The sequence below is a fragment of the Brevibacillus jepli genome, from assembly GCF_047229145.1.
Classification (GTDB): Bacteria; Bacillota; Bacilli; order Brevibacillales; family Brevibacillaceae; genus Brevibacillus.
Map to the genome: position 1 here is coordinate 165,787 of NZ_JBFEFW010000004.1, position 24,312 is coordinate 190,098.

22 protein-coding genes and 1 other RNA gene are annotated in these 24,312 nt (G+C 49.0%); 4 read left to right on the forward strand and 19 right to left on the reverse strand.

All coding sequences use genetic code 11. The features are described from left to right. Window positions 1-205 precede the first annotated feature (205 nt). Window positions 206-1,270 carry an AI-2E family transporter gene (locus AB1L17_RS06345; protein ID WP_412843742.1) on the reverse strand — a complete coding sequence of 355 codons (1,065 nt, stop codon included), beginning with the start codon at window positions 1,268-1,270 and terminating at the stop codon, window positions 206-208. 379 nt (window positions 1,271-1,649) lie between these two features. Between AB1L17_RS06345 and AB1L17_RS06350 the strand changes: the two genes are divergently transcribed. After that, window positions 1,650-2,336: a TerC family protein gene (locus tag AB1L17_RS06350; protein ID WP_412843741.1), complete on the forward strand. Its 687-nt coding sequence runs from the start codon at window positions 1,650-1,652 to the stop codon at window positions 2,334-2,336. 118 nt (window positions 2,337-2,454) lie between these two features. Here AB1L17_RS06350 and AB1L17_RS06355 read toward each other — a convergent pair whose 3' ends face one another. The 7 genes from AB1L17_RS06355 to cymR all read right to left on the reverse strand — a co-directional run bounded on the left by AB1L17_RS06355 (window position 2,455) and on the right by cymR (window position 9,247). After that, window positions 2,455-2,649 carry a hypothetical protein gene (locus AB1L17_RS06355; RefSeq protein WP_412843898.1) on the reverse strand — a complete coding sequence of 65 codons (195 nt, stop codon included), beginning with the start codon at window positions 2,647-2,649 and terminating at the stop codon, window positions 2,455-2,457. A gap of 28 nt (window positions 2,650-2,677) precedes the next feature. Continuing rightward, window positions 2,678-2,884, reverse strand: coding sequence for a YrzR-like zinc ribbon domain (locus AB1L17_RS06360; protein WP_007717618.1), 207 nt, complete (start codon window positions 2,882-2,884; stop codon window positions 2,678-2,680). A 34-nt stretch (window positions 2,885-2,918) separates the two neighbouring features. Then, on the reverse strand, window positions 2,919-3,398 hold the full coding sequence (locus AB1L17_RS06365; protein WP_412843740.1) for a PRC-barrel domain-containing protein: 480 nt from the start codon (window positions 3,396-3,398) through the stop codon (window positions 2,919-2,921). Between the two features lie 74 nt (window positions 3,399-3,472). Further along, the gene (gene recD2 / locus AB1L17_RS06370) at window positions 3,473-5,734 is read right to left on the reverse strand and encodes an SF1B family DNA helicase RecD2 (RefSeq protein ID WP_412843739.1); all 2,262 of its coding nucleotides are present in this window, start codon (window positions 5,732-5,734) and stop codon (window positions 3,473-3,475) included. Between the two features lie 80 nt (window positions 5,735-5,814). Then, a complete protein-coding gene (locus tag AB1L17_RS06375; protein WP_412843738.1) occupies window positions 5,815-7,479 on the reverse strand; it encodes a methyl-accepting chemotaxis protein in 1,665 nt (554 codons plus the stop codon). Window positions 7,480-7,655: 176 nt separating this feature from the next. After that, window positions 7,656-8,801 (reverse strand): cysteine desulfurase family protein, encoded by a 1,146-nt coding sequence (locus AB1L17_RS06380; protein ID WP_412843737.1) that lies wholly within the window; start codon window positions 8,799-8,801, stop codon window positions 7,656-7,658. A 26-nt stretch (window positions 8,802-8,827) separates the two neighbouring features. Continuing rightward, window positions 8,828-9,247 carry a cysteine metabolism transcriptional regulator CymR gene (gene cymR, locus AB1L17_RS06385; protein ID WP_012685608.1) on the reverse strand — a complete coding sequence of 140 codons (420 nt, stop codon included), beginning with the start codon at window positions 9,245-9,247 and terminating at the stop codon, window positions 8,828-8,830. 97 nt (window positions 9,248-9,344) lie between these two features. Between cymR and AB1L17_RS06390 the strand changes: the two genes are divergently transcribed. After that, window positions 9,345-9,518 (forward strand): hypothetical protein, encoded by a 174-nt coding sequence (locus AB1L17_RS06390; RefSeq protein WP_412843736.1) that lies wholly within the window; start codon window positions 9,345-9,347, stop codon window positions 9,516-9,518. A gap of 16 nt (window positions 9,519-9,534) precedes the next feature. On the opposite strand, the gene AB1L17_RS06395 is transcribed toward AB1L17_RS06390, so the two are convergent. The 7 genes from AB1L17_RS06395 to AB1L17_RS06425 all read right to left on the reverse strand — a co-directional run bounded on the left by AB1L17_RS06395 (window position 9,535) and on the right by AB1L17_RS06425 (window position 17,354). After that, window positions 9,535-10,893, reverse strand: coding sequence for an AAA family ATPase (locus tag AB1L17_RS06395; RefSeq protein WP_412843735.1), 1,359 nt, complete (start codon window positions 10,891-10,893; stop codon window positions 9,535-9,537). Window positions 10,894-10,899: 6 nt separating this feature from the next. Continuing rightward, window positions 10,900-11,655 carry a tRNA threonylcarbamoyladenosine dehydratase gene (locus AB1L17_RS06400; protein ID WP_412843734.1) on the reverse strand — a complete coding sequence of 252 codons (756 nt, stop codon included), beginning with the start codon at window positions 11,653-11,655 and terminating at the stop codon, window positions 10,900-10,902. Between the two features lie 89 nt (window positions 11,656-11,744). Beyond that, a non-coding RNA gene (gene ssrS, locus AB1L17_RS06405) (6S RNA) lies at window positions 11,745-11,926 on the reverse strand. A gap of 50 nt (window positions 11,927-11,976) precedes the next feature. Continuing rightward, window positions 11,977-13,767 (reverse strand): aspartate--tRNA ligase, encoded by a 1,791-nt coding sequence (gene aspS / locus AB1L17_RS06410; RefSeq protein ID WP_412843733.1) that lies wholly within the window; start codon window positions 13,765-13,767, stop codon window positions 11,977-11,979. A 19-nt stretch (window positions 13,768-13,786) separates the two neighbouring features. Continuing rightward, the gene (gene hisS, locus AB1L17_RS06415) at window positions 13,787-15,061 is read right to left on the reverse strand and encodes a histidine--tRNA ligase (RefSeq protein ID WP_412843732.1); all 1,275 of its coding nucleotides are present in this window, start codon (window positions 15,059-15,061) and stop codon (window positions 13,787-13,789) included. 492 nt (window positions 15,062-15,553) lie between these two features. Then, window positions 15,554-17,077, reverse strand: coding sequence for a coproporphyrinogen III oxidase (locus AB1L17_RS06420; RefSeq protein ID WP_412843897.1), 1,524 nt, complete (start codon window positions 17,075-17,077; stop codon window positions 15,554-15,556). Between the two features lie 106 nt (window positions 17,078-17,183). Further along, window positions 17,184-17,354, reverse strand: a complete 171-nt coding sequence (locus AB1L17_RS06425; protein WP_412843731.1) for a hypothetical protein — start codon at window positions 17,352-17,354, stop codon at window positions 17,184-17,186. Window positions 17,355-17,554: 200 nt separating this feature from the next. Between AB1L17_RS06425 and AB1L17_RS06430 the strand changes: the two genes are divergently transcribed. Continuing rightward, a complete protein-coding gene (locus AB1L17_RS06430; RefSeq protein WP_412848861.1) occupies window positions 17,555-19,408 on the forward strand; it encodes an N-acetylmuramoyl-L-alanine amidase family protein in 1,854 nt (617 codons plus the stop codon). A gap of 187 nt (window positions 19,409-19,595) precedes the next feature. Then, a complete protein-coding gene (locus AB1L17_RS06435) occupies window positions 19,596-20,138 on the forward strand; it encodes a DinB family protein (protein WP_412843896.1) in 543 nt (180 codons plus the stop codon). Between the two features lie 66 nt (window positions 20,139-20,204). Here the strand turns inward: AB1L17_RS06435 and AB1L17_RS06440 are convergent, their stop codons facing one another. The 4 genes from AB1L17_RS06440 to AB1L17_RS06455 form a co-directional block, all read right to left on the reverse strand. Further along, window positions 20,205-20,756: a short-chain dehydrogenase gene (locus tag AB1L17_RS06440; protein WP_412843729.1), complete on the reverse strand. Its 552-nt coding sequence runs from the start codon at window positions 20,754-20,756 to the stop codon at window positions 20,205-20,207. 25 nt (window positions 20,757-20,781) lie between these two features. Next, complete coding sequence (gene dtd, locus AB1L17_RS06445; RefSeq protein WP_412843728.1) at window positions 20,782-21,219, reverse strand: D-aminoacyl-tRNA deacylase; 438 nt, start codon at window positions 21,217-21,219, stop codon at window positions 20,782-20,784. A 54-nt stretch (window positions 21,220-21,273) separates the two neighbouring features. Next, window positions 21,274-23,445: a RelA/SpoT family protein gene (locus AB1L17_RS06450; protein ID WP_412843727.1), complete on the reverse strand. Its 2,172-nt coding sequence runs from the start codon at window positions 23,443-23,445 to the stop codon at window positions 21,274-21,276. Between the two features lie 342 nt (window positions 23,446-23,787). Beyond that, window positions 23,788-24,300 carry an adenine phosphoribosyltransferase gene (locus tag AB1L17_RS06455; RefSeq protein WP_007717572.1) on the reverse strand — a complete coding sequence of 171 codons (513 nt, stop codon included), beginning with the start codon at window positions 24,298-24,300 and terminating at the stop codon, window positions 23,788-23,790. Between the last annotated feature and the right edge of the window lie 12 nt (window positions 24,301-24,312).

Genomic DNA, 24,312 nt, shown 5'->3' on the forward strand with positions numbered 1-24,312 from the left:
CAACGCCTGTCGCTTAAGTGACGTCTAACGGTGCCAAGCCGCCGGTTTTTGCCCGGTCTTAGGAGTAGCCTTCTGCTGCCCTTCTTTTGGTCGCTCTCTCAACCATGGAGCGTCCTCTCTGTAAAAGGTCTGCAACATACTCGTTCCCTCATTGATCTCACATAAATCGCTTTGTCCATATTATAAATATTTTTCCTGATCACTGTCAACTTTCATGCATCATGACAGCGATTCGGCTGATGATCACCTTGCACACGGCAAGAATAGGGACAGCAACAATCAGTCCGATGATGCCTCCTAGCGTCTCCCCTACAAGCAGAGCCAAAATAATGAGTAGTGGATGCAAATGCAAGGAACGACCAACGATGTTGGGTGACAAAATGTTCCCTTCGACGATTTGGATGATGAGATTGACTACGACGACGAGTAGTAATGTCTTGGTGGAAATCGTAATGGCGATCACTACTGCCGGTGCCGCCCCAATTAATGGCCCGATGTACGGAATGATGTTGGTCAGACAGACGAATGCAGCCAGTACAAAAGGATACGGCATGCCGATCAACTTGTAGCCCATGTATGCGAAAGCACCTACGATTAGCGCTACAATCATTTGTCCATGTATGTATTTTCCCAAGGATTCATTAATATCCCGCAGGACGATCAGCACTTGCTTGCGATAAGCCTTTGGCACAATCGACATACCCGTCTCATGTAATTGCTTCATATCCTTCAAAAAATAGAATGCGATAAACGGAACGATGGCAAAGGCAAACAGCTTTCCCATTGAATGACGAGCGTTATCGACAATTTTGGCTACCGAATGGGACATCCCTTCATTCGACTGGATGATCACCCGATCCACGCCCTTCGAGATGCTATCTGGCAAGAAATATTTCCGTGCTTCCCATTCGCTCATCCATGTATAATACCAATCCATCAAACGAGGAATATCGTCTGCCAGCTCTACCAATTGTTTCGTGAAAACGGGTATCGCGTTAATAATCGCAATGGTAATCACCAATACGAACGATCCATAAATGAGCAACACTGCCATTAATCGCGGGACCCTTCGTCTCTCCAGTAATTGCACGATCGGATGAAGTAAGTAAGCAATGACCAGTCCAAGAATGACGGGAACGAGCACTTCCTTCATGAGCGAAAAAAACTGTGACAGGACTGGGCGGAGCAGCCACAGCAGATTGCCGATGACCAAAAGTGCGATGAGCCAAACAGCAGCAGCAAATAGACGACTTCGCCGAAGTTCATCCACGTTCCCCAACTCCTCCTTACTTGAGTACATCTTTTTTAGCTTGTCTCATTCACATAAATTTCATGTAACCTATTGACACACCATTTCGTGTTCAGTAGTATGTAGTTACAAGAGGATATCTCCAAAGGGGAGTAGCTTTTTCGCAACATAGTCGTCATTACGGGATTTTTCCCCGGCTATGTTGGCAACATTTCCGAAAATGTTGTAAGCAAGACCTTTGCCGAACAGGTAAAAGGTCTATTTTTGTTGTTCAAATGACCTTTGCCCGTCTCGGGAAAGGTCGTTTTCTTTTTCGCCCCTTTACACACACTATAGGAGGTACCAAGAAAACGGCCAGCGGATTATTCGCTTCCAAAATGGATTAGGAGGAGGAAGAGAAATGGATTTAGTGTTTACCCCTGAGTTCTGGACAGCATTACTATCAATCATCGTAATTGACCTGGTGCTGGCCGGGGACAACGCGCTCGTCATTGGGATGGCGGCACGTAACCTGCCTGCTCATCAGCAAAAACAAGCCATCATTTGGGGAACTGTTGGTGCGATTGTCATTCGTGCGTTGGCGACATTGGCAGTTGTTTGGTTGCTGAAAATTCCTGGTTTGCTACTTGTAGGTGGGTTAATTCTCATCTGGATCGCCCTCAAGTTGCTGATACAAGATACTGGTCATGATAATATGAAGGCGAGCGGTACTCTTGGAGCCGCGATCTGGACAATTATCGTAGCCGACACCGTAATGGGCTTGGATAACGTTATCGCTGTAGCAGGTGCAGCACACGGTGAATTCCTTCTCGTAGTTATTGGCTTGATCATCAGTGTTCCGATCATGGTATGGGGTAGCACACTGATTCTGAAGTTGATCGAGAAATATCCAATCGTGATCTATATCGGTTCCGCCGTATTGGCGTATACCGCAGCAGGTATGGTGACTGGCGAGAAGTTCTTAGCTCCTTTCTTTGCCGCTTACCCTTGGGTAAAATGGGTGTTCTCTGTAGCAGTTGTGGTTGGTGTCCTCTTGATTGGACGCATGAAGAGCCAACAACAAAAGCGCCTGGCAGAACAGCCTTAACGCATAGCAAGGCTCCGTCGTTCATACGACGGAGCTTTTTCGTTTTATCGAAGCAAAAAAAGCACCCGAACACAGTTTATGTTCGGGTGTTTATTTACGTTCCAATTTGCAGTTTGTGTTAACGAGTAACGGCACGCATCAGCTTACGACCTGATTTCATCATGCGCGTTACATCGCGCATGGAGAAGGGCAACTGATTCCAACTCAATGAAAACCGACTGCGTCGTCGCGGAGCCATCCAATATCCGATGATCGCCACAAGTCCACTTGTGGCAAGAACCCGCAACAGGCTTCGAGTGAACAAGCGTGCCACCTCCATTTGTTTTTGCCGCTCAGATCCACTACATATTCAAGTGAGCGGTTACTGTCTGGTCCTCAATAAACAGATCGTTGAGCGAATGCAGTGATCCATCTTCCTCTACTTGGTAGACAGATGCGATCTGCTCATTGGAAACGCTCATTTCTATAAAGCAGTTCCAGCAATAGTACTGATTGGTTCCAATCTTTCCTACATCTTTGGAACTGCAGTTCGGGCAAATGACACGCATCACGCTTTTCCTCCCTTTCACGCCTGGCCACGAACTAGTCCGGCACGATCAGGTTTTCTTCCCCGACGATAACGGATGCTGGTGCAGGGAGGCGCTTTCGTCCTTCCGTTATATCTGCAATCCAGCCATTCGATAGTTCGTACCCTACAAGTTTCTCCCAGTTAGCTGAAAAGTAAACATCTTCCAGCCTCCCCAAGCACTCTCCGGATGCGGTAATAACCGCTTTTCCTTTTAACCTTGTCTTTCCCGTCACAATGCCGACAGGTTCTAGTCCGGCGAGATGAGGTAAGGGCGTGATCGCGTCTTTTCCCGATACGGTAAGGCAGGACTCCCCGACCGCATGAATATGTTCGGCAGGAATATAGGTGCCTGATTGGAACCAGCCCTGTTCGCTCAGCAAGACTCCTCGTACATGCCAAGTGGAGTCGCAAAGAATGTCACGCACGGTTCCAATCGTCTCTCCTGTCTGGAGGCAAACAACTGGTAATCCGACTGCATCCATTGCCTTGCGCATGTGGGACATCCCCCTTCCGCCTTGTTAGTATCAGGCGAAATGGACACGTCCATTCGGCGCAAATGGTTCCAACTTCACTCTTGCGCAAGCCGTTCCTCCAAGTAGCTGTACCGTACACCCTCCTCATCAGATTCTACGGCTGCACGGAACGCATCCGGCTCTCCGCACATGATGAGGAACGATTTGCTCCGGGTTATCCCGGTATAGACCAGCTTGCGTCTGAGCATACGGTAGTAGCTTTTGACAAACGGCATGATCACAATCGGAAATTCGCTGCCTTGAGACTTATGGACCGAGCAGCAGTAGGCAAGCGTCAGCTGATGGTAGTCCGAACGCTTGTACACTACTTCCCTGTTATCAAAGGCAGCGACCAGCATCTCCTGGTTCTCCGCATTTTCATTCGGGAAAAAGATGGCGACGATCTCACCCATGTCACCGTTAAATACCTGTTCTTCAGCATTGTTCACTAATTGCAGAACCTTGTCTCCTGTACGGAAAGTTGTCTCCCCGAAAGTGACCTCACGCTTCTGCGGCGTTTTCGGATTAAACAGCTCCTGCAATTCTTCATTCAACCGGTTCACACCGGCATTACCTTTATAGATAGGGGCTAATACCTGAACATCTTTTGCCGTATATCCTTTCTTTACGGCTCCGAAGCAAATTTGTTTCACTGCTTCCGGAACTTCTTGTGGCAAACTTGTGAAGAATCGCCGATCCGGGGTGGTGTGAAGCAAATCTGCAGGTACATTCCCCTTGCGCACATCATGGGCCAGCCGAATAATGGTAGACTCTTCTGCTTGCCGATAAATCTCTGTCAGCTGTACCAGTGGCAGCAATCCGGATCGAATCATATCCAACAAGACGTTGCCAGGACCAACAGAAGGCAACTGGTCAGGGTCCCCCACCATGATGATCTGCATGTCATCTGGCACTGCCCGGAACAATTGATTCGCGAGCCAAATATCCACCATGGACATCTCATCTACGATTAAGAGTCGGCCCCGAATCGGGTGCTCCGCATCATGCTCGAAGCTCTCCCCTTTGTAACCGAGCAAGCGATGAATCGTCATTGCAGGCAAACCAGTCGTCTCTGTCATTCGTTTTGCTGCACGTCCAGTCGGAGCGACAAGGACAATCGGGAATGGATTTTCTTCGTTGTATTTTTTCAAGTCCAGAGACAAACCATGAAGCTGAGAAAAAACACGACATATCCCACGAATAACCGTCGTCTTCCCTGTTCCAGGCCCCCCTGTCAAAAGCATCAGACCTGCTTTAATCGCCTGTTCAATGGCATCACGCTGCGTCTGGGCATACGTAATCCCCAATTCATCTTCAACCGCCCCTAACGCACGGTAAAATTCCGATGTCGGGAACGTACTGAACTCATCTCTTGCAGCGAAGTGACGCAGTCTTTTGGCAAGACCAAGCTCAGCAAAAAACAGCGAGGGCAAATATACCCGTTCATCTTCCCAGGCAATTTTGCTCGACACAAACAGTGCTTCTACGGCCAGTTGAATATCGTCTCCAGAAAAGACGTGACCTCCGCACTCTTCGAGAAGGCGCAGTGTTTTTTCACATATCTCCTCTATAGGCAAATAAACATGTCCTTCTGAATACGAAGCCTCCTGCAAAACAAACAGAGCCGCTGCCTTCACACGCTCTTCTGAGGATGCAGCGATTCCAGTCGCTCGCGCAATGTCATCTGCCCGTTTAAAACCGATTCCTACGACATCCTCAATCAACCGGTACGGTTCTTCCTTAAGCACCGTCATCGTTTCCAGCTTGTAGGTCTGATAAATCCGCAGCGCCATATTCACACCAATGCCGAAGTCGTACAAGAAAACCATGGCACTTTCCAAGGAACGATGCTCGACTACCGATTCATAGATGGTTTTGGCACGCTGTTCAGAGATGCCTGGTACCTCGGCCAATCGCTCAGGGAAGTCAGCGATAATCGACAGCGCATCTACTCCCAGCTGCTCTACAATGCGTTTTGCCATCTTTTTTCCGATCCCTTGGAACAATCCACTGGCTAAGTATCGCTCGACTCCAGCCAAGGTTTTCGGTGTTTCACGCTCATACCGTTTCGCTACGTACTGTTGCCCAAAGCGCGGGTGCGTCTTCCATTCTCCGTAAAAGGTATACAGTTCCTCTGGATGCGGCCGAGGAAAATTACCGACAATAATAACCTCGGATTCTTTGATTGATTCTGTAGTCTCTTCTATCTTTAGACGGATAACTCCGTACCAGGTTTCTTCTTTGTAAAAAATTTCTTGAGAAACAAATCCTCGAATGTATGTTTCCGCAAACAGTGAGATTGACTGTTGCTCATCCATCTAAACGCCTCCTTACATAAAAACCGTTCCAGAAAGGAAAAATCCACTTCTCTCGAAAGTGGATTTCTCATATGCTCGTCTTAAATTGTAAATCGTTTTACTTGTTCTGACAACTGCTCAGCCATTTTCGCAAGCGTTTCGGACGCTGCCGTCATTTCCTCGGACGTTGCTAGCTGTTCTTCAGACGCAGCTGCCACTTCTTGCGTATCTCTGGCCGCTGTTTCCGCGAGTTCGGCTATTCTTTCCGAATGACTCACCAGTTGGCCTGTATCCCGATGAATCGCTTGGGCTGCATCATTCATACGGTGCACTTGCTGGCTGACGTCTTGAACGGCCACCAATATTTGCTGGAAGCTGTCTCCTGCCAGGGCTACTCCTTCGCGTCCATCCTGTATAGCGACCGCAGTCGTTCCCATTTCCGATACTGCCGCGAGAATATCCGTATGGATCGTATGAATCAAGCCTGCGATCTCTTCTGCAGCCTCTCCCGATTGCTCTGCCAGCTTACGTACCTCCTGGGCAACAACCGCAAAGCTGCGCCCCTGTTCACCTGCCCGTGCAGCCTCGATGGCGGCATTCAAAGCCAATAGATTCGTCTGGTTGGATATTTGACGAATAGTCGTAATGATTCCTATGATTTGCTCGGATTGAGAACCAAGCTCGCGGATAACCTGCTCCGTACGACGGGCATGATCCGTGATTTGATCCATTTCTTGTACGAGCTCTTGCAGCTTTCCTTCACCAACCTGTGCCAATCGATTCGCGTCTGTCGCATCAGCATTTACTTGATTGGTCGAGGCCGCAATGAGCTGGATATCTCCACCGATGCGAGACAAAAAGCGAACCGTATCTGTCACCGTATGTTTTTGTTGTTCGGAACCCGTGGCAATTTCCGCAGAAGCCACTGAAATCTGTTCGGAAGCACGTGCACTCTCTGTCGCACTGGCTGTTAATTCTTCCGAAGCTGCCGCTACCTGTTGGGCTACTCGCTGCACCTCGTTGACCATGCTGCGAAATACTCCCATCATCTCATTGTACATCGAAGATAATTCTCCAAGCTCGTCCCGGGAATGGACAGTCACTTGTGTGGTCAGATCACCTGTCTCTGCACGCTTCATTGCCGTTACCAGTTCTTTTAGCGGACGAACCAGCTTGTTAACAATAAAAATACCTGTGACCAGCGCTAAGATGGCACTCATCAGGTTGAGGAGAAACATCATTGGACGACTGCTCTCAATCGTCGTCAGCAAATCATTCTCGTAGCTGCCAATCGCCAGAATCCACCCGTTTGGCAGTTCCTTGTAGGCCGCCACTTTCGTAGAGCCTCCGAATTCATACTCGATCCAGCCATTTTTTTGGGCGAGCATGACCTTCGCGAATCCTTCATGCGCCAAAGACGTATTCTCGACTTTCGGGTCTGGATGAAAGATGGCGATTCCACTTGCATCCAAGATATAGGCATACCCAACCATGCCATTTGGCTTGTAGTAGCGTTCGGCCACCTCACGAGTTATTTCATTAATTTTCTGTCTGTTCTCTTCACGAATCGTTGCATCTTGGGCGTAAACAGCCAGCTCACGTGCCTTCATTTCCGTTATGTATTGCAAGTCAGATACAGCCAGCTTATATAGCGCACTGCGGGCATTTTCAAATTGGATATAGCCGACCACCATTAATGGAAGCATGGTTAGGATGAGTATCGTAAACACCAGTTTGTAGCGAATGGAGTAGCGTCTGGCCAACATGAAAGTCCTCTCCTTATCGGATGCACCGAAATTGTATGGTTCTTCAGGATTAGTTCCACAGAATCATTTTACCATCCTCTTCCACAATTCACCACAAACTCCAATAAGAAAACATGCTTTTGTAGCTCTACATCAAAAAAGCCGCTTGGCTTCATCCAAACGGCTTACATTCTTCTTTAGTCGCGTACCAAGCGTTTTACAATCGCAGCAACCGCTGTAGCAGCCTGCTTCGCCTCGTCCACCGTATTCGTAATCCCAAAGCTGAAACGAATCGCAGAATGGGCAATCTCCTCGTCCAAATGCATCGCTTTCAGTACGTGGGACAGCTCTAATGATCCGGATGTACAAGCTGAGCCGCTCGCCGCTGCAATCTTGGCGATATCGAGATTCATCAGCATGGTTTCAGTATGTGCACCAGGGAATGACACATTTAAAATATGCGGCAATGCCTGCTCGCTATGTCCATTCAGGCAAAACGTAATTCCTGCTTCCTGCCAGACTGAGATCATCGCCGCTTTCATCTGCTCATACTTTTCAACCCGCCCAGCCATCTCCTCGGCAGCGACCTTTGTCGCCTCGGCAAACCCTACAATCCCCGCCAGGTTTTCCGTTCCCGCTCTGCGCTTGCGCTCTTGAGAGCCTCCGTGCAAAATCGGGGAAAATGGCACCTTACGCGCTAAATACAAAGCGCCGACTCCTTTTGGACCATTGATTTTATGGGCAGATACCGAGAGCATATCGACAGGCAGCTTCCGTACATGAACAGGCATTACACCAAATGCCTGCACGGCATCGGTATGAAAAACAATCCCTTTTTCGCGCAGGAAGGTACCTATTTCCTCTATTGGCTGAATCGTTCCTACTTCGTTGTTCCCGTACATGATCGACACCAGTACCGTATCCGGGCGAACGGCTTGTTTCAAGTCTTCCAACCGTACCATGCCTGTCTTGTCTACAGGCAAATACGTCACTTCAAACCCAGCCTGCTCCAGAAACTCACAAGCATGCAAGACTGCATGATGCTCGATTTGCGAAGTAATGATATGACATCCACGTTCGCGCTGAGCCATAGCAGCGCCGATGATCGCCATATTGTCCGCTTCTGTTCCGCCACTCGTAAAGATGAGTGATTGCGGATCAGCATCCATAAAGTCGGCAATCGTGTCTCTCGCTTGCTCCAAAGCTTTTCGCGCATCACGACCAGCACCATGAACACTGGATGGATTCCCGAATACTTGAGTTAAATAAGGAGTCATGGCAGCTACAACCCGTGGATGCACCGGCGTAGTAGCAGCATGGTCAAAATACAATAGATCTGACACTGCTGTCACCTTCTACCTACTTATTTCTAGATGTAAAACATATAGTTATCGGCAGGACCGTCGTCTTCAAAGCTAATCAAGTCTTGAAGAGAAGTCGAATCCAGAACAGAAGAAATACTATCCCGAATGCGCAGCCATAAAAAACGCTTAGCCGGGTCTTCTTCCTCTGCGAACTCCACCGGGCTAATTGGTCCTTCCAGCACGCGAATCACATCGCCAGCAGAAATCTCATCCGGCTGCTTCGCCAGTACGTAGCCACCATACGCGCCACGAATACTTTTTACCAATCCTGCGTTACGCAGAGGTGCAATCAGCTGCTCCAAATAATGCTCGGATAAATCGTGTTTTTGGGCGATGCTCCGTAGTGAAGTCGGCCCTTCCCCGCAACGGTTGGCCAATTCCATCATGATCGTCAGCCCGTAACGTCCTTTCGTAGAAATCTTCACGTTAACAACTCTCCTCTTTATATCGGTAATACGCGCCCGCCCCCTACATGTCTTCTGTATCGCGGGACACACTAACATCTTAGGGGGTGATATGCAGATGACAACGAACAAACGCTCGGAACGAGGTCGCAACCACCCGTCCGATACCTTGTACGACCAACCCGCAGGCACGATTGCTCACAAAGCCCGTTACGGTGCGAGTGAGCAGAGCAAACAACCGAATGCGAACGGTGATTTGCCCAATAAACCAGGCGGAAATGTCCGCACGTAAAATGTTAGCTCCCCCATCATTCGGGGGAGTTTTTCCTTGGCAATCCACGTCCATCCAGCTTCTGCCTCTCTTCCTGAAAGCGGCGAATGTGACGCTCATAGCCGTGATCCTTCGGCTGGTAAAACGAGTAGTTCACACCGTCAGGCAGATACTGTTGGGGTACATACCCATATGGATAGTTATGCGGATACAGATATCCCTGACCGTGTCCCAGCTTCGATGCTCCCTTGTAAGCAGAATCTCGCAGATGAATCGGCACTTGCTTGTGACCATCCGTTCGGATACGATCCAACGCAGAATTAATTCCGTTGTAAGCTGCATTGCTTTTAGGGGCGGTTGCCAGGTACGTCGTCGCTTGCGCTAAAGGGATACGTCCTTCAGGCATCCCCACCAATTCTACCGCCTGAAAGCAGGAAATCGCAACTGTGATCGCTTGCGGGTCAGCATTTCCGATATCCTCAGAAGCCGAAATGACCAATCGACGAGAAATGAACCGCGGATCTTCTCCGGCATCGATCATTCTCGCCAACCAGTAAAGAGCTGCATCCGGATCAGAACCACGAATGGACTTAATGAAAGCCGAGATCGTATCGTAATGATTGTCCCCACTTTTATCGTAGCGTACAGCCCTACGCTGAATGGATTCCACGGCAACATCTAATGTTACCGTAATTCGCCCATCCCCACCTGGTTGTGTCGTTGTCACCGCCAGCTCCAATGCGTTCAAAAGCCGTCTGGCATCCCCTTCCGCGTATTGAATCAAATGCTCTGTCGCTTCCGGTTCTACTGTGACAGACAGTTCTGCCAATCCATTTTCTTCATCGGAAAGTGCCCGATCCATGACCTGCTTCAATTCTTCATGTGAAAGCGATTGAAGGGAAAACACTTGTGAACGCGACAAAAGCGCCGGGTTCACCTCGAAAAAAGGATTCTCCGTCGTAGCCCCGATCAAAATAATCGTACCTTCCTCCACAAAAGGAAGAAGCGCGTCCTGCTGCGACTTATTGAAGCGATGAATCTCATCTACAAAAAGCGTTGTACGCTGATTGTCCATGACGAGCCGCTCCTTCGCAGCATCCACCACCTTGCGGATGTCGGCAACCCCTGCCGTAACCGCATTCAATTCAGAAAAATGCGTGCGTGTGGTACGCGCTATAACTTTTGCCAGCGTCGTTTTCCCTGTCCCTGGTGGACCGTAGAAAATGACGGAGGACACTTGATCCGCTTCAATCGCACGTCGGAGCAGCTTTCCTGGAGCCAATATATGCGATTGCCCGATGACATCTTGAATCGTTTGCGGCCGCATCCGAGCAGCCAATGGCTTCTGTTTGCCGCCACCCTGCTGGTCGTAGGCAAACGTGAATAAATCATCCATGTTCCACTATCCTTTTACAGGCTGCCACTCCAAAATATCGCGTGCCACTACACTGGCCAAAATCAAACCAGCCACAGAAGGCACGAAAGCATTGCTTGCTGGAGGCATCCGCACTTTGCTAATCGGTGAATTCGGGTTGGAAACGATCTGTTCGCGTACATCTACACGTACGGTTACAGGAATCTCACGGGAATAAACGACCTTTACCCCTTTGTAGATACCGCTTTTACGCAGCTCACGACGAATGACCTTGGCAATCGGATCATAGCTCGTCTGGGAAATATCGGCAACCTCAAAACGAGTCGGGTCCATTTTATTGGCTGCACCCATACTAGAAATAATTGGGATATTGCGACGCTTCGCTTCTTTGATCACATGGAGCTTAGCGGACATGGTATCCATGGCATCCACGATGTAATCGAGTTCGTGCTCAAACAACGCATCCGCTGTTTCTTCATTGTAGAACATATTAAGAGTTACGACTTCGCACTCCGGATTGATGGTTGCAATACGCTCAGCCATGAGCTCAGCCTTTTTTTGACCGACTGTGTTCAGGGTCGCATGGATTTGGCGGTTGATGTTCGTGATGTCAACTACATCCTTGTCCACCAAAACGAGCTTGCCTACGCCTGTACGAGCGAGTGCTTCGACAGTAAAGGAACCGACTCCACCAATTCCCAATACAGCAACGCAGCTATTTTTCATTTTTTCCAAACCTTCGGGACCGAAGGCCAATTCACAACGAGAAAATTGATGAAGCATATTTCGTGTCACCTTTCACAAGCGAGATTATTGGGGTAGTTCAACACGTACTTATAGTCAATCGGAAAAGTAGGATTGAAGTAGAAAAAAGGAGCCCCATTATGCCGTGTTGCTCCTTAGTTTTGAACCTGCTCATCGCAGGTGGGTGTCTTGCCGAACTGTTACAGACGTCCACTCTAAGGAGGCATGCCTTTACAATCACGGACGAAAAACTCCCTAAACAAACTTTGTGGCTCAAAACTATCGGATGTCACGAGCATCGCAGGGCTTTCATCATAGTATTACCAATGTATCAAAGAGCAATGCAGTTGCGCAAGTCGATTACGCTTCTACCTTTTCCTCTTCTGTGACGATTGTTGCAATGGACAGCTCTTTCAATTGTTTTCCATCAACTACATCTGGAGCGTTTACCATCAGGTCGCTCGCACTTGCTGTTTTCGGGAATGCAATAACTTCGCGCAGGTTGGTGCGGCCAGCCAAAAGCATGATCAGACGGTCCAAGCCAAGAGCGATTCCACCGTGTGGAGGTGTACCGTACTCGAATGCATCCAGCAGGAAGCCGAATTGTTTCCGTGCCTCTTCTTGTGTAAAGCCAAGAGCGGCAAACATTTTTTCTTGCACGTCGCGCTTGAAGATCCGCATGGAACCTCCGCCGAGCTCGTATCCGTTGAGAACCATGTCGTACGCTTGTGCGCGCATTTGACCTGGATCGGTGTCGAACAGGTGCAGGTCTTCGTCTTTTGGACGAGTGAACGGATGGTGCAAAGCTACATAACGTTTTGCATCCTCATCCCACTCAACCAGCGGGAAGTCTACGACCCAGAGGAATGCGAACTTGCTCTGATCGATCAGACCGAGTTCAGCACCCAGCTTGGAACGAAGGGCACCCAGTGCATCTGCTACTACTTTTGGTTTGTCAGCAACGAACAGGAGCAAGTCGCCTTCTTCTACCGCCAAGCGTGCTTTCATCTCGTTGATTTCTTCTTCTTTAAAGAACTTCGCAATTGGCCCTTTGATTTCGCCGTCTTTGAAGCCGATCCAAGCCAAGCCTTTCGCGCCATAACGGGAAGCGAATTTGCCCAGGTCGTCTGCTTCTTTACGAGAGTAGTGTCCGCAACCTTTTGCGTTGATCGCTTTTACTTGTCCGCCGCCAGCTACTGCTGCTGCAAACACCTTGAAGTCGCTTGTCGCAACCAGATCAGATACATCTGTCAGCTCCATGCCGAAGCGTACGTCTGGTTTGTCAGAACCGTAACGTGCCATGGCATCCGCATACGTGAGACGTGGGAATGGAGTCGGTACGTCTACGCCAACGGTTTGCTTGAATACGTGAGCAACCATCTTTTCCATCATCGGCAAAATTTCTTCCATAGACAGGAAAGAGGTCTCAATGTCGATTTGGGTAAATTCAGGCTGACGGTCAGCACGCAAGTCTTCGTCACGGAAGCAACGAGCGATTTGGTAATAACGCTCCAAACCGGATACCATCAAAAGCTGTTTGAACAGCTGTGGCGATTGCGGCAGTGCGTAGAACTCACCTGGATGTACACGGGATGGCACGAGGTAGTCACGTGCGCCCTCAGGAGTGCTCTTCTGGAGAATTGGTGTTTCTATTTCTACGAAGTTGTTCTCATCCAGGTAGTCACGGAATGCTTTCGCTGCTTTGCTGCGCAAAATCAGGGAGCGCTGCATTTCTGGACGACGCAAGTCGAGGTAACGGTATTTCAGACGAACTTGCTCATCTACATCGATCTCGTCTTCAATCAGGAACGGAGGCGTTTTTGCATCGTTCAGGATTTGGATTTCAGAGATGTGCACTTCTACTTCGCCGGTTTTCAGCTTTGGATTGACTGCTTCGGGAGCACGGTTCACGACTTTTCCTTTTACAACCAGTACGTACTCGCTGCGCACCTTGTCAGCCGCTTCCCATGCTTCTTTGTTGTACTCAGGGTTGAACACGATTTGGACGATGCCAGTGCGGTCACGGAAGTCAATGAAGATTACGCCTCCGAGGTCGCGACGTTTTTGTACCCATCCGTTCAGTACGACTTCCTGACCTACGTGTGCTGTTGTTACTTCTCCACCATGTACGGTGCGATATTGCCAAGACATAATCATTTCCCCCAAATATTTATTGATTTACTTTCGCAGCAAGCACCGAAACGAGTTCTTCGCGCTTTACTTCTTGTTGCTCGCCTGTTGCCATTTCCTTTAGAACTACCGTGCCATTCGCCAGCTCCGACTCACCAATGATTGCCGTGAAGCGAGATTGTAGACGGTCTGCTTGTTTCAGCTGTGCTTTCATTTTCCGATCGAGATAATCAAGCTCAGCTGCGATCCCTGCCTGGCGCAATTGATCAACCAGTACAAAAGCCGTTGTTTTCGCTTCTGGTGTCTGCACCACTACGAAGCAGTCGATGCCACCCGAAATCGGCAACTGAACACCTTGCTTTTCCAGAGCCAGCAGCAGACGCTCGATACTGAGTGCGAAGCCGATGCCCGGCATATCGTCGCCGCCCAGCTCTGCCACCAGTCCGTTATAGCGCCCACCGCCACAAAGCGTTTCTACCGCACCGATCTCCGCCATTTTGATTTCAAATGCGGTCAGTGTGTAGTAGTCTAAGCCGCGAACTAGACGCGGATTCACGTGAAACGGAATATCCAGAGCAGTCAAGTAGCCTTGCACTGCTGCAAAGTGAGCTGCAGACTCTTCGCTCAAGTAGTCCAAAATAGACGGAGCATCCAATGTCAGCGATTTGCACTTTTCATTTTTGCAATCGAGCACGCGCAGCGGGTTGCGGTCAATACGAGATTGGCAATCCTCGCATAGCTCGGAGCGAACACCGTTCAGATGGGCGAGCAAATGCTCGCGATGATGCGCCCGGTCTTCCACAGTACCTACGCTGTTCAATTCCACAGAAAGTCCTGTCAATCCGAGCTCCTGATACAGACGGATCGCAAGGCCGATCACTTCTGCATCAATCGCCGGATCACTTGAACCGATCGCTTCTGCACCGAATTGGACGAATTGGCGATAGCGGCCTGCTTGCGGACGCTCGTGGCGGAACATCGGTCCTAAGTAGTACAGCTTGGTAGGCTGATTAGGCACACCGTACAGCTTGTTTTCCACGTACGAGCGAACAACGCCCGCTGTCCCTTCCGGACGCAGCGTGAGGGCATCCGTACTGCGTGGGTTGGCTACACTGTACATTTCTTTTTCCACGATGTCGGTGGTCTCGCCAACACCCCGTTGGAACAACTCTGTGCTCTCAAACAGCGGCGTGCGAATTTCCGCGTAATTGGAGCGGCGACACAGATCGCGGGCCTTGGCCTCCACGTAGTGCCACAGCTCTACAGTACCAGGCATGATATCCTGCGTACCGCGTGGGATCTGGATTCTTGTCATTCCTCTCGAACCTCCATGTCTTTTGAAAAACTCGGGCTAAAGCCAAACCTTCAGGATCAAGGAACATTTATTGATGACCAAATAAAAAAGCCCCTCGTCTCCTGACATTTAGCAAATCGCCGCATGTCAGGGACGAGAGACTGGTTATACTCCCGTGGTGCCACCCTGTTTGAATAGCCCTGCATACTACAAAAGGCTATCCCACTTATTAGCCGTTAACGCCGGCGCACGCCTGCCAGTTACTGGGGAAAGAGATTTCTTTCTACCGTTCACTGCGGTCTTCAGGGATGTCATTCACCAAGCCGTTATATGAAAGCACTCTCAGCCGCGGCGCTTCCTCTCTGGTTATCCGGTTCCTGGATACTTGTTCCCGTCATCAGATCATTTCTTATTCAATAAAAAAGCTTAATGTGAATCATAGCAAACCCGCCAACAACCGTCAACAGGCGCTCATATAAAACTTTTTTTATTAAGGATCAGTATATCCATCACTTACTTGCCAGATACCTGTCCAGCTGTTCTCGCGCCGGAATAAATCTCATCCAGATCACGGAGCTTGTTTTCGACCAAAACCTTGTACGTGTCATTGTACGTTTTCGGGTCCTTCGGATTCGGGAAGCGCGTCAGCTTGCCACTTCCCGGAGCCATCAGCTTCGATACTGCCCCACAGCCAAGACCGAGAATTGTTTGTACCTCTTCCATGATCATGATGTTGTAGATGCTCTCTTGCCCTGGCTTGGCATATCCGACATTCTCCAGATTTCCCAAAATGTTTTTCTGACGATACAAATAGTATGGGTCATAACCGTTTGCCACTGTCCACTCGGAGGCCATCTCCATCATCTTGCTGATCTCATCGCGACTGGCGACCTTGTAGCGGTCTTTGTTCTGCGTCATTTCTGATGCTCTTTTGAACGAGAGTGTATGAACCGTTAGTGAGGCGGGCATCAGCTTCTCTACCTCTTGGAGGCTGTGCGCCAGCTCGGCAACCCCTTCGTTTGGCAGCCCGATAATCAGGTCCATATTAATATTGGTTAAGCCCATTTCCATTGCCAAATGGTATTTTTCGATCGTCTCTTCGACCGTGTGATGACGTCCGATTGCTTGAAGCGTCTCTTGCGTGAAGGACTGCGGGTTAATGCTGATACGATCCACTTCCCATTGCTTCATCACGTCGAGCTTTTCGCGTGTAATCGTATCGGGTCTGCCCGCTTCGACCGTCAGCTCTCTCACATCTCCCATATGCGGAAAAGATCGATGCATCGTCTCGAACAGCTGATTCATGTCATCGGCGGTAATGCTCGTAGGAGTTCCCCCACCGAAATAAATGGATGTAATCCGTTGATCATTCGCGCGAAGCCACTCCCCCATCCGCTCAATCTCGTAATGAAGACCTTCCAGAAACGGATTAACCGATGCGGTATGACTCCGAATTGCGTACGCAGGAAACGTACAGTACGCACACTTCGTCGGACAAAACGGGATTCCGATGTACACAGACAGCTCACGGTCAATCTGATACAGATCTGGCACAACGTGGAGCTGCTTGTCTACGATTTCTTGCAAAAGCTTCAACTTGTACGGACGCAAAATCACATCCTGCTGCAGCCTCTTGTGTGCTTCTTGTCTATCAACACCAGCGGCGTTCAACTGATGCAGCAATTTGGTCGGGCGTATCCCGGTCAAGATTCCCCATCCTTGCTCCATCCCCGTGTATTCTTCCAGCATTAATAACAGCGCATAGCAAAGAGCCTGCTTGGCCGTCTTTTTCATCGCTTTCTCATCGTAAGCAACGTAGCTGCGCTTCACCTGGTGGGTTATGCATCGGTTGCCGTCATTTAGCTCTCCGGTCGCTACTACCCCTTCAGCATGCACGGTCAAAGCCAGCTTGATTTTTAATTCAGCGTCACCTGTCCACTCAGGCACAAAGGCGATCGCAGGATCTTCATAAAATAACGCGAGAATTAAGGAGAGTTCCCGCTCGAACGCGTGTCCCTCACATATAATCTGTATCATGGAGTTCACCTGCTTTTTCAAAAATGCCACTCCTCATCATAGCTGACGACAAATACTCGGGTCAACTAGACAACTTGTGGCATCTTGTGCAAGGTGGCAAAAATCGTCATGATCGTTTTTGCCGTGGGTGCTGGATATCACGCAAGCCCGCATGAAAATCTTGGGCCATTTCCACATTTTGAAGTGACGTTTCTTTTTCCAAATCGTCTTGAAAGTCGACAGATAAAAATTGCCGATTCAATCCTTGCGCGAATGCTTCCTTCTTTGACTGCCTCACGATGAATTCCTCCTGAAATGCTGTATGCACTAGCTTCTAGTAAAATCTAGTATTGCCTTGCCTTTGAAAAAGCAATCAAGGAATCCCATGCAGAACTTTGTCGTTTCTTGCAGGATAAAGCAGGGGAAATAGCGAAGTGATTATTTTGGTAAAAAAATGCAAGATCGAAATGAATTCCAAAAGCTACTTATTCGGAAAGGATGTCTATCGTGTTTGTTCGTCAAAAGATCCTGAGGAGTCTCCTGACTATCGTCTGTGCCATTTCCCTCCCCGTTTCTGCAGCTTGGGCCGCCGGTTCTGTTCAGGTCACCGTGGACAAGCTCAATGTCCGTTCAGGTCCTAGCCTCGAAGATGCTATCGTCACCACACTGCCGAACAAAACTGTGTTACCCGTCATCTCCACCAAAAATGACTGGATTCAAGTAAAGCTACCGAACGGCCAAAGCGGCTGGGTAGCGAACTGGCTCGTCAGCACACAGCAACAGAAACCAGCAACCTCAACTGCTACTACTTCTGCTAAGCAAGTGGAAAGCACCACAACGAATCTCAATGTGCGTTCTGGACCTGGCCAGACGTATGCAGTCATTCAAACGATTAATCCAGGTACGCGCTACTCCATCGTGCAACAGAATGGTGAGTGGATCCAAATCCAGCTAAATGCAGGGACAAAAGGCTGGGTCGCAAACTGGCTCGTAAAAGAAGTGGGTGCGGGACAAGCTGTTTCCAAACCTTCTACAGGTAGCACTCCCCCGCCAACCATTCCTGCGGGCACAGTCTCGCAACCGAAACCTCCGGCCGTACAAGGAGCCAGCATGACCTTGGATTTCGCTCCGTATGTCTACGCCATCCCAGATGCAACTTCCCCTGCTATCGGACAATTGCACGCGGGTGAGAAAATCACAGTGTTGAATAGGCAAAATGGCTGGATTCAATTTCCTTACGACGGTGTCAATGCTTGGCTCTCCACCGATCAAAACAACACGAATACGGGTCAACCGACTCTGCCTGTAAATGGAAATGGAAGCACCCAGCCTCAGACTGGGCAGCCATCTTCATCTGCAAGCCAGACCGCTACGGTAAAAACAGACGGACTGAATCTACGCAGTGAACCGAACACAACCAGTGCCATTCAAGCTACACTTCCAGTCGGAAGCAAGCTGACTGTTTTAGAAAAACAAGGAGACTGGTATCGCATCAACACAGCCGCCGGAAAAACTGGCTGGGTAGCTGGCTGGCACATTACGGTGAATCAACCGAGTATGCCTACGCCGAGTGGCCCATACGTGACGATCATGAATCCTGACACCAATGTTCGTTCTGGTCCTAGCACCGATCACGATATTATCAAGCAAGTACAGCCGGGTGAGAAATACGGGATTGCCAATAAATCAGGCGATTGGTTCCAAGTAAACTTCACAGACGGTTCCACAGGCTACATCGCTGGCTGGCTCGTTTCTGCGAACGGTGCACCAGCCGTTGTACGCAGCAATGATCTTGTCGGCAAAGTCATCGTTGTCGATGCTGGTCATGGTGGAACGGACGGCGGTTCAACAGGCTCCAGCTTCTCGACTCTGGAGAAAACGGTCAATCTGCAAGTATCGCTGCTGTTGCGTAACAAACTGGAAGCAGCCGGTGCCAAAGTCATCATGACACGAGCTGATGATCGCAAGCTGACCCTGCAACAGCGCGTCGATATCGCGATTCAAAACCAAGCTGATATTTTTGTCAGCGTCCATCATAATACGCATCCAAACTCAGCAACGAATGGCTCCATCATTTTTTACTACAGCCAAGGCAACTCCAGTAAGCTGGCTTCCTTGGTCCAAACGGAGCTGGTGAAAGCAACGAGCTACAAGGACATGAACTATCGTTACGGAAACTATTTCGTTCTTCGTGAAAACCCTGTGCCATCCATTTTGGCCGAAATCGCTTTCTTATCCAACTACAACGACGAGATTCGCGTACGTTCGGAGAAACAGCAGGATCTTGCCGCAGAAGGATTGTTCAAAGGGATCGTCCAATACTTCAATACCCAAAGCAATCAGGGGGGCTGACCCCTCTCTTATAAAAGCCCCCATGCGAAAGAAGCTGACTCTAAAAGCTCTGTCGTTTGGGGGTCTTTTATTGAACGGGCTGTGCATCGTGGCGGGCAGGAATTCGAATACGATTTGCGAATATGATAAGGCATTGAAAGGAGTGATGTGGTATGAAAATCAATCACAAAATCAGCAATCGTACGGAATGGACGCAGGTGATCGCAAGTTAACTTTAAAAAACGGAGTGATTATTATTAAAACAATGTTTCAGTACAATTGGATGGTACGTGAAGAATGGCTAAACTGGTGCGCGGATGTCCCGACAGAAGAATTGCTTCGTCCGCGTGTTGGTGGTGTGGGAGGCATATTGCATACACTGTTCCATGTCATTGATGTAGAGTGGAGCTGGATTCAAGTCATGCAGGGTAAGCCAGATTTTCAAGAAAGCTTCGACCTTCACAATCGTTTGGAAAAGGTCCGTGAATTACAGGCGACTTTCCGCCCTGATGTGATTCAATTTTTGCACAATTGGGATGAGAGCATGGAGAAAAAAGCCTTTCAGGATGTAAAATCCGACGGAAGCACCGTTACGTATACATGGGGCGAAATCATGCGTCACATGATCGCTCATGAAATTCACCATGTCGGTCAACTATCGATATGGGCGAGAGAGATCGGGAAAAAGCCGATTTCAGCCAACCTGATCGGCAAAAATCTGATTGTCCCTTCAGCCAATCACACTTACTAAACCGATCCCGTACTGAAAAAAACGATTGCTTCGGCAATCGTTTTTATGTTGGGAGCTTTGTAGCAGTCAATTAGCAGGGCGCTTGTCCCACGGCTCGACTTGACCGACAATATACAGTTGTTCGTTTTTTTGAAGAGCTTCAATAACCCCAGCTGCAATCTCATTATTCGTCAGCCAGCGCGCATGATCACCTTCGGATCTAAAACCGAGGATGACCCTATGATACGTGCAGACATCAGACGACGGGACGGTCGGAGGATTTTTCCATGCACCGCTCCCACACACATGCAATAACTGCCACCTTTTTTCAGGACGTGACAGTTCTTCCACGACCACAGGGAGTGCATCTGGCGCAGTCGAATGAATCCACGCAACAACCACATCCATCGACCCTCTTTTCTTTACGAGGTCCGCCATAGCCTGGCGCAAGCTGTCAGTCTGATGATAGTCTTGTGGCAGCAAATGAATGGACGCAGGACGAGGCGAATCATCTCTGACTCGTTGCAGCTTATCTTGATCCCGCCCAATCACAGTTACTTGGTAGCCTTGGCATGCCAGCCACCAAGAAACCGCTGTAAGCATCCCACTCGCACCTATCACTAGTGCTTCTTGCGCCATTTTGCCATCCTCCCTGATCGTTCGTTTATGATTCCACAATCAGTGTTACTGGACCATCATTTAAAAGTCGTACGTCCATCATCGCGCCAAAGCGTCCTGTTTCCACCTGGAGTCCTTTTTCACGCAGCTTGGCGTTGAACAGCTCATACAATGGTTCAGCCTGCTCTGGTCGTGCTGCTGCCATGAAGTTCGGTCTTCTGCCCTTCCTGCAATCACCATACAACGTAAATTGCGACACGGACAAAATTTGACCTCCCTTATCTATAACGGAGAAGTTCATTTTACCTTCCTCGTCTTCAAAAATACGCAAGTTGGCGATTTTGTCAGCGACGAACTCTACCTCTTTTTCCGTATCTTCATGCGTAATGCCTACTAACAGCATCAAGCCGTGATCAATTTGGCCAACGATCTCTCCTGCTACAGTTACACTTGCTTCTCTCGTTCTTTGTACGACAACTCTCACGCTGACTCATCCTTCCTACTTCTATGTAAACAAGAACACCCAACCCACGAGGGATCAGGTGCTCAATATCCGGCGAACCGAATAAATATCTTTGATGCGCTTGATACGCTCTACTACTTTCAACAGGTGATCCACATTGCTAATCGAGATGGTCATATGAATCGTTGCCACTCGATTTTTATCTGACTTGCCACTCACAGCCGCAATGTTCGTCTTGGTTTCAGCTACGACCTGCAGCACATCGTTTAACAGCCCGCTCCGATCATTGCCAGTGATCTCGATTTCTACATGGAAATTATGTTTGAAATCGGTATCCCATTCAACGTCAATCAGGCGCTCTGTACACTCGTCTGTCAGCACGTTTGGACAGTCGAGTCGATGCACCGATACACCACGGCCTCTCGTAATGAAACCGATGATCTGGTCACCAGGAACAGGTGTACAGCAACGGGAAATACGTACGAGCAAATTATCCAGCCCACGTACTTTCACACCTGATTCACTCTTGGCTGAACGATTCGCAGGATTCGGCTTGACCTCAGGAATGGTCGGATTTTGTTCTTCGCGCTCTCGACGGAGCTTGTCAAGAAGACGAGTCGTAATCTGCGAAGCAGTAATTCCTCCATAGCCGACTGCGGCAAACATGTCTTCTGCCCCTTGGAAATTAAACCGGGCAGCCGCTTCCTTCAAATTCGCTTCTGTCATCGCTTCCTTCACATCAAAGCTGCGCGACTTGATTTCCGCTTCCACCATTTGCTGACCTTTTGCTACGTTTTCTTCCCGCTTCTCTTTTTTAAACCATTGTTTAATTTTATTTCGAGCATGGGCGGATTTGGCCATTTTTAGCCAGTCCTGACTAGGTCCGTAGGAATGCTTCGAAGTCAGGATTTCGATGATATCGCCTGTTTTCATCGCATAATCGAGCGGCACGATCTTGCCGTTCACCTTGGCACCAATCGTCCGATTTCCTACCGCAGAGTGAATCCGGTAGGAGAAGTCCAGCGGTACAGAGCCTTTTGGAAGCTCGACTACATCACCTTTTGGCGTGAAGACGAAAACGGTATCGGAGAAGAGGTCTTGCTTGAGACTCTCCATGAACTCTTGGGCGTTCGGTGCTTCCTCCGACCCGCCTTCGATAATTTCACGCAGACTGCCGAGCTTCTCAGCGAACGAGCCTTGCACGACGCTTTTGCCTTCCTTGTACGCCCAGTGAGCCGCGATCCCGATTTCCGCTGTCTGATGCATATCCCACGTGCGGATTTGCACTTCCAATGGCTCACCTTTTGGCCCAATGACCGTGGTATGCAGGGATTGGTACATGTTCGTCTTAGGCATGGCGATATAATCTTTGAATCTACCTGGCATCGGCTTCCATAGCGTGTGCACGATACCGAGAACCGCATAACAGTCGCGAATGTCGTTCACGATGATACGCAGCGCAAGTAGGTCATAAATTTCGTTAAACTGCTTGTTTTGCCTCGTCATCTTTTTAAAGATGCTATAGATATGCTTCGGACGTCCCGATATTTCTGCCTCGATGTTTAACTCGCCCAGCTTTTCTCGGATCGTATCCGCTGCTTCGTTCAGGTAAGCTTCACGCTCCACCCGCTTCTTTTGCATCAAATTCACAATCCGATAATACTGCTGCGGATTCAAATACCGGAGCGACGTATCTTCCAGCTCCCATTTGACGGAAGCGATCCCCAAGCGATGAGCGAGAGGAGCAAAAATTTCCAGTGTTTCATCAGAAATCTCGCGTTGCTTCTCCTCGGACATATGCCGAAGTGTCCTCATGTTGTGCAGTCGGTCTGCCAGCTTGATCATGATGACGCGGATGTCCTGTGCCATGGCAACCAGCATCTTGCGGTGGTTTTCGGCGAGCTGTTCTTCTTTGGACTTATATTTAATTTTTTCGAGCTTCGTCACTCCATCTACCAGTAGAGCTACATCCGCTCCGAACTGCTCACGGAGATGATCAAGCGTAATGTCGGTGTCTTCCACGACATCATGCAAAAATCCAGCCGCAATCGTTACTGCATCCATGTGCAGGTTTGCGAGAATTCCCGCTACGGCGATTGGGTGCATAATGTAAGGAACGCCTGATTTGCGTATTTGCCCTTCATGCGCTTTTTCGGCAAGCTGATAGGCACGTGTAATCAGGTCCAAATCCGATTGTGATAAATAGGTGCTTGCTTTTTTTACTACCTCATCAATGCCGGTAATCATAGTTCCCTTCCCTTACCCTCTCAGTAAAATAACCTCTAGCGAGGCCTTCTCACGGAGGAGCGACCGCGTTTTAGCGGAAAGTTAATATGCGCTCCGGAAAGTTTAGCCTGGTCGCTTTCGCACTGTGAAGCACTTGAACTTTCCTATACGTCTAGAAAACTTGGGCTATGCCAAGCCTTCTGGCGCAGGCGAAGGCTTACTTGCACGTATCATGTCTGTCTATTTCATACTATTATCTTGTATGTCGTTCGTCTTGTAAAGCTGATTTCCCCTGTAAAGTATGTACAGCCACAGAAAAAAGAAAAAAACGGGCATTTCACCCGTTTTTCCTTCTCTTATCCATTAATATTGAACCAGCGATTTAATAGGAATTTCCCCTATTTTGCTGCGTCCATCCAAATAGGACAGCTCGATAAAGAAGGCCGCGCCTACCACTTTTCCTCCGAGCTGCTCAATCAAATTGATTGTTGTTTCAATCGTTCCACCTGTCGCCAGCAAATCATCCGCGATGAGAACACGCTGACCTGGCTGGATAGCATCTACGTGTACCGCAAGCGCATCTTTTCCATACTCCAGATCGTAATCAGCCTTGATGGATTCGTATGGCAGCTTGCCGGACTTGCGGATCGGCACGAAGCCAATGCCCATCTCATAAGACAATGGAGCTCCTACCACGAATCCACGTGCTTCAGGGCCAGCAATTACGTCTGCTTCTACCTCGCGAGCAAAGACAGCCAGATCTTGAATCGCTGCTTTATAAGCAGGGCCATCCTTTAGAAGAGTTGTAATGTCCTTGAAACGAATACCTGGTTGCGGGAAATCCGGGATGACACGAATGTATTGTTTAAAATCCATGAAAAATTCCTC